The 5,708-nt window shown below is 73.1% G+C and carries 6 protein-coding genes and 1 pseudogene; 4 read left to right on the forward strand and 3 right to left on the reverse strand.

Annotated elements, in window-relative coordinates; genetic code table 11:
• The 3 genes and pseudogenes from E2C05_RS28010 to E2C05_RS28020 all read right to left on the reverse strand — a co-directional run.
• Positions 1-268: pseudogene (locus E2C05_RS28010) on the reverse strand (hypothetical protein); the annotation flags it as partial.
• Entirely contained in the window at positions 265-804 is a 540-nt protein-coding gene (locus E2C05_RS28015; RefSeq protein WP_133222934.1) for a sigma-70 family RNA polymerase sigma factor, read from the reverse strand. The pseudogene E2C05_RS28010 and the gene E2C05_RS28015, both read right to left, overlap by 4 nt.
• Before the next feature lie 136 nt (positions 805-940).
• Complete coding sequence (locus E2C05_RS28020) at positions 941-1,564, reverse strand: hypothetical protein (RefSeq protein ID WP_133222935.1); 624 nt, start codon at positions 1,562-1,564, stop codon at positions 941-943.
• 36 nt (positions 1,565-1,600) lie between these two features.
• On the opposite strand from E2C05_RS28020, the gene E2C05_RS28025 reads away from it, so the two are divergent.
• The 4 genes from E2C05_RS28025 to E2C05_RS28040 all read left to right on the forward strand — a co-directional run bounded on the left by E2C05_RS28025 (position 1,601) and on the right by E2C05_RS28040 (position 5,620).
• Positions 1,601-2,431: an aldo/keto reductase gene (locus tag E2C05_RS28025; RefSeq protein ID WP_133222936.1), complete on the forward strand. Its 831-nt coding sequence runs from the start codon at positions 1,601-1,603 to the stop codon at positions 2,429-2,431.
• Positions 2,432-2,433: 2 nt separating this feature from the next.
• On the forward strand, positions 2,434-2,676 hold the full coding sequence (locus E2C05_RS28030; RefSeq protein WP_133222937.1) for a hypothetical protein: 243 nt from the start codon (positions 2,434-2,436) through the stop codon (positions 2,674-2,676).
• A 120-nt stretch (positions 2,677-2,796) separates the two neighbouring features.
• Positions 2,797-4,437: a flavin-containing monooxygenase gene (locus tag E2C05_RS28035; RefSeq protein ID WP_133222938.1), complete on the forward strand. Its 1,641-nt coding sequence runs from the start codon at positions 2,797-2,799 to the stop codon at positions 4,435-4,437.
• Positions 4,438-4,567: 130 nt separating this feature from the next.
• A complete protein-coding gene (locus tag E2C05_RS28040; protein WP_133222939.1) occupies positions 4,568-5,620 on the forward strand; it encodes an alpha/beta fold hydrolase in 1,053 nt (350 codons plus the stop codon).
• The last annotated feature ends 88 nt before the right edge of the window (positions 5,621-5,708 follow it).

Genomic DNA, 5,708 nt, shown 5'->3' on the forward strand with positions numbered 1-5,708 from the left:
CGGGCCGGCGGGCGGGCAGGGGCCGGACCGGGGCGGCGGCGCCGGGCAGCGCCGCCTCGATCCGGTCCCAGAGGCCGGGCGGCGGCGCCTCCGGCGGGGCGAGCGCGGTGAGCGGCGCCAGCCGCGCCTCCCAGGCCACGACCGCGGCGCGCAACGCGGCATCCTCCGGCAGCGCCGCCGCGACCTCGGCCGCCTGCCGGGCATCGAGGGTGCCGAGCACGTATTCGCCGGCCAGCGCCTCGCGCTCCTCCGGGTCCTGCGGGATCATGCCAGGCACTCCCGCAGCTGCAGCAGGCCGCGGCGGATCCAGGCCTTCACCGTCCCCAGCGGCAGGCCGAGCCGCGCCGCCACCTGCGCATGCGACAGCCCATGCACGAAGGCGAGCAGGATGCCGCGGCGGTTCTTCTCATCGAGCGCCGCCAGGCAGTCGCGCAGGCGCCGCCCCTCGGCGCCGGCGGCGACGGCCTCGAGCGCCTCCGGCTCCACCGGCGTGTCGCCGAGCGCGGGATCGTCGGTCGGCAATTCCCGGCCGCGCCGGCGGGCGATGTCGAGCGCGGCATGCCGGGTGATGCCGGCCAGCCAGGCCGAGGCCTCGCCGCGCACCGCGTCGAACTGGCCGGCGCGCTCGCTGACCTTCAGGAAGGCGTCCTGCAGCGCATCGGCGGCGGCGTCGCGGTCGCGCAGGATGGCGTTGGCGATGCCGAACAGGCGCACCGATTGCCGGTCATAGACCATGCGCAGCGCGGCGCGGTCGCCGGCGGCGACGGCGCCGAGGAGATCGGCGAGGGGGCGTTCCGTGGTCATCGCCAGGGGTCGAGGAGGGCTCGGCCCGCCGCGGCCGCCGCCCGCCAGGCGGCGGCAGGCCCCCGGATCGCGCGGCTTGGCATCGCGGCCCGTGCGGGGGTGCCGGACCCCGCGGGCGGCAGCGCGGCCGGCATCCTCAGTTGGTGCCGAAGAAGCGGAACATCCGCTGCAGCATCTCGCGCCCGTCGAACCCCTCCGGCTCCCGCGCCGCATCCGGCGGCGCTTCCCGCGCGAAGCGGGCCAGCGCGTCGCGCGTGCCGGCCAGGCGCAGCTCCGTGGGCTCCGCCGTGCTGCTCTGGCCGGTGCCGCCGACGATGCGCACCAGCGCCGTGCCGGCGGCGAGCAATTCCTGCTCCGCCCGCGCCGCATCCTCCGGCCGCGGGGCGCAGACCACGCTCCGCCCCTCCAGCCCGCAGGGCATCTCGAACAGCCGGTTGGGCGGGAAGCGCAACTGCGCCGTGCCGGTCAGGGCCAGCAGGCCGCGCGTCGCGCCCTCGATCGTCAATTCGCGCGCGGTCACCGCGGGAACCAGGCGGCCCCGCCGGTCGATCACCTCCAGCGCCAGGCCGGGCGTGCCGGCGGCGGGCCGCTCCACCCAGTCCCGGTGGCGCAGGCTGCAGGCGGCGCGATCGGTCATCCGGTCCTGCTGGCAGGCCAGGCGCCAGGCGCCGATCTCCTCCACCGGCTGGGCGGCGGCGCCGGCAGGCAGGGGCAGGAGCGGCAGGATGAGGGCGAGGGCGAGGCTTGCGGGGCGCGTCATGCCGCCGATGATACCGGCAGCAGGGGAGGGGGTGGAATGACGGTTGTGATCCTGCCGGACGGCACCGAGGTCCCGGCGCTGGGCCAGGGCACCTGGCACATGGGGGAACGCCGGTCGGACCGGGCGGCGGAGGCGCGGGCGCTCCGCCTCGGGCTCGACCTGGGGATGACCCTGATCGACACCGCCGAGATGTATGCCGAGGGCGGGGCCGAGGAGGTGGTGGCCGAGGCCATGGCCGGCCGGCGGGAGGAGGTCTTCCTCGTCTCCAAGGTCTATCCGCACAATGCCGGCGGCCGGAAGCTGGAGCAGGCGCTGGGGCGCAGCCTGCAGCGCCTGAGGACCGACCGGCTGGATCTCTATCTGCTGCACTGGCGCGGCTCCATCCCGCTTTCCGATACGGTCGAGGCGATGGAGCGGATGCGCGCGGCTGGAAAGATCCTGCGCTGGGGCGTGTCCAACCTGGATGTGGACGACCTGGAGGAGCTGGGCCCGGCCCTGGCCGGCTGCGCCGCCGACCAGGTGCTGTACAACCTGGAGGCGCGGGGCATCGAGTTCGACCTGCTGCCCTTCTGCCGCCAGCGGGGCATGCCGCTGATGGCCTATTCGCCCGTCGGGCAGGGCGGGTCGCTGCTGCGCGACGCGGCGCTGAAGCGGGTGGCGGCGCGGCATGGCGTGACGCCGGCCCAGGCGGCGCTGGCCTGGACGCTGCGCGGCCCCGGCGTGATCAGCATCCCCAAGGCGGCCGACCCCGACCATGTGCGGCAGAATGCCGCGGCGCGCGACCTGCGGCTGGCGCCGGAGGACCTGGCGGCGCTCGACGCCGCCTTCCCGCCGCCGACCCGCAAGCGTTCCCTGGCGATGCTGTAGCGGTGCCGCGCCTGCTCGGCTTCGGCCTGCTGCTCGCGGCGCTGGGGGTGGCCGTCTATGCCTCGGTGAAGGCCTGGGGCGCCGCCGGCGACGTGCCCATCGGCGTCCACGGCCTGGTCGCGCTGCTGCTGGGCGCGACCTTCACCCTGCTGCTGGCCGGCGGGCTGGTCGCGCTGATGCTCTACAGCCGCCGGCGGGGATATGACGAGGATGCCGCGGACGGGCCGGACGGACCGCGGCGGTAACGACTTATGCGTGCGTGATCGAAATACGCACACGTGATGCTTGCATCGGCGGCCCTGCCTGCGGAAACTTCCGGCATCGCCCCCGGGCCAACCGGCGGGCCGCAGGGGGAGGGATGCCGCATGGCCCAGAACGGGGCCCAGAATGGCCTGGCGTCGGGGCCGGACCTCGACGTCGTCGTCATCGGCGCCGGGTTCTCCGGCATGCACGCGCTGAAGTCGCTGCGCGACCGGCTTGGCCTGAAGGTCCGGGTCTACGAGGCCGGGGAGACGGTGGGCGGCACCTGGTACTGGAACCGCTACCCCGGCGCGCGCTGCGATTCCGACAGCTACATCTACTGCTTCACCTGGGACCGGCAGCTGCTGCAGGACTGGGAGTGGTCGGAGCGCTACCCCGAGCAGCCGGAGATCCTCCGCTACCTCGAGCATGTGGCGAAGCGGCACGACCTGAAGCGCGACATGCGCTTCAACACGCGGGTGACCGGCGCCGCGTTCGACGAGGCCCGCGACCTCTGGACCATCCGCACCGACCGGGGGGAGCCGGTGACGGCCCGCTTCCTGGTCACCGCCGTCGGCACGCTGTCCACCCGCAACATCCCCGGCGTGCGGGGCCTCGATCGCTTCCAGGGCCGCTGGTACCACACCAGCGCCTTCCCCAAGGGCGGCGTCGACTTCACCGGCAAGCGCGTGGCGGTGGTGGGCACCGGCGCGACCGCAGTGCAGGCCATTCCCGTCATCGCGCAGCAGGCCCGGCACCTGACCGTCTTTCAGCGCACCGCCAACTACTGCGTGCCGGCGCGCAACGGCAAGGTGGACCCGGACGTGGTGGCGCGGCGCAAGGCCGAATACGACCAGATCGTCCAGCGGATCCGCGAATCCCCCTTCGGGCAGGAACACTGGCCGATCGAGAAATCCGTCTTCGACGTCAGCGCGGAGGAGCGCGAGCGGATCTTCGACGCCATGTGGGATAAGGGCGGCTTCGCCTTCTGGATCGGCAATTTCCAGGACATGCTGTCGAGCCCCGAGGCGAACGAGGTCTGCGCCGACTACCTGCGCCGCCGCATCCGCCGCACGGTGAAGGACCCGGCGGTGGCGGAACGGCTGATCCCGCGCAGCCACTACTACGGCACCAAGCGGCAGCCGCTCGATTCCCACTACTACGAGACCTTCAACAAGGAGAACGTGCTGCTGGTGGACGCGGCGCTGGACGGCGCGATCGAGGAGGTGACGGAGACCGGCATCCGCGCCGGCGGCCGCGACCACCCGGTGGACATCATCGTCTTCGCCACCGGCTTCGACGCCATGACCGGCCCGCTGACCGCGCTGAACCTGCGCGGCCGCGGCGGCCTGCGGCTGGAGGAGGCGTGGCGGGACGGGCCGCACACCTATCTCGGCATCGCGGTCGCGGGCTTCCCCAACCTGTTCACCATCACCGGGCCGCAGAGCCCCTCGGTGCTCACCAACATGCCCGTGGCGATCGAGCAGCATGTGGAGTGGATCACCGACTGCATCGCGGCGATGCGGGCGCAGGGCCGCAGGCGGATCGAGGCCGAGCCGGCGGCGCAGGAGGATTGGGGCCGGCACGTGCAGGAGACGATCAGCGGCACGCTCTTCCCCACCGCCAATTCCTGGTACATGGGCGCCAACATCCCCGGCAAGCCGCGGACCTTCCTGCCCTATCTCGACCCCGCCGGCATCGGCGGCTACCGCAAGCGCTGCGAGGAGATCGCGGTCAAGGGCTATCCGGGCTTCGCGCTGGCCTGAGCGGCCCCGATGGCCGCCGGGCCGCAGGCGCGGCGGCCTGGACCGGCGCCGCCGGATATGCGCGGCCCCGATGACCGCGGGGCCGGAGAAGCGAACACGCGCCGCCGGGACGCAGACGCGGGAGAGAGCGATGGGCAATTCCTACTACTCGCAGGACGTGCATGGCCCCTACGAGCTGCACGACATCGGCAATCTCGAACTGGAGGAAGGCGGCACCATCCGGAACTGCAAGCTGGCCGTCGCCACCCATGGCCGGTTGAACGCGGCGAAGGACAACTGCATCCTGATGCCGACCTGGTATTCCGGGACGAACAAGATCCTCGAGCAGGTCTTCATCGGGCCGGGCCGGGCGCTCGACCCCGAGAGATACTGCATCGTCATCGTCAACCAGCTCGGCAACGGGCTCTCCGCCTCCCCCTCCAACACCCCGGCGCCGGGCGGCGCGGCGCATTTCCCGCGCATCCGCATCGGCGACGACGTGCGGGCGCAGCACCGCTTCGTCACCCAGGTGCTGGGGGTGGAGCGGCTGGCGATGGTCGTCGGCGGATCGATGGGCGCGCAGCAGACCTATGAATGGGCGGTGCGCTACCCCGGGATGGTGCGCCGCGCCGCGCCCATCGCCGGCACCGCGCGCAACACCGAGCACGACTTCCTGTTCGGCGAGACGCTGTGCGAGGCCATCACCAGCGACCCCGGCTTCGCCAAGGGCTTCTACCGCGGCCCCGAGGATGTCCGCGAAGGCCTGCTGCGGCATGCGCGGATCATGGCGGTGATGGGCTGGAGCACGGAGTTCTTCCAGGCGAAGCGCTACCGCGCGCTGGGCTTCTCCTCGATCGAGGATTTCATGGTGAACTTCATGTTCGCCTATTTCAGCGTCATGGACCCCAACAACCTGCTCTGCATGGCCTGGAAATGGATGCGCGGCGACGTGGCGCGGCTGGCGGGCGGCGACCTGCGCGCCGCGCTGGGCCGCATCACCGCCAAGACCTTCGTCATCCCGATGTCCACCGACATGTTCTTCCCGCCGGCGGACTGCCAGGCGGAGTGGCGGCTGATCCCGGATGCCGAGTTCCGGCCGGTGGAGACCATCGACGGCCATCTCGCGCTGTTCGGCGCCGACCCGGCGGCGGTGGCGCAGATCGACCGCCACCTGAAGGACCTGCTGGCGGCGAAGGTCGCCTGACGCGGGCCGCGCGGGCGCCCGCGCCGGGTTGCCGGGGCGGCGGCGCGCCCGGCGCCCCGATCCGGCCGGGCGGCACCTTGCCTGGCCG

Source organism: Paracraurococcus ruber (genome assembly GCF_004353985.1).
Classification (GTDB): domain Bacteria; phylum Pseudomonadota; class Alphaproteobacteria; order Acetobacterales; family Acetobacteraceae; genus Paracraurococcus; species Paracraurococcus ruber.

What these genes read in the sequence shown, in the direction of transcription:
- E2C05_RS28020 (WP_133222935.1), bottom strand. Translation starts at nt 1,564, where the DNA reads ATGACGCGCCCCGCAAGCCTCGCCCTCGCCCTCATCCTGCCGCTCCTG.
- E2C05_RS28035 (WP_133222938.1), top strand. Translation starts at nt 2,797, where the DNA reads ATGGCCCAGAACGGGGCCCAGAATGGCCTGGCGTCGGGGCCGGACCTC.
- E2C05_RS28025 (WP_133222936.1), top strand. Translation starts at nt 1,601, where the DNA reads ATGACGGTTGTGATCCTGCCGGACGGCACCGAGGTCCCGGCGCTGGGC.
- E2C05_RS28015 (WP_133222934.1), bottom strand. Translation starts at nt 804, where the DNA reads ATGACCACGGAACGCCCCCTCGCCGATCTCCTCGGCGCCGTCGCCGCC.
- E2C05_RS28040 (WP_133222939.1), top strand. Translation starts at nt 4,568, where the DNA reads ATGGGCAATTCCTACTACTCGCAGGACGTGCATGGCCCCTACGAGCTG.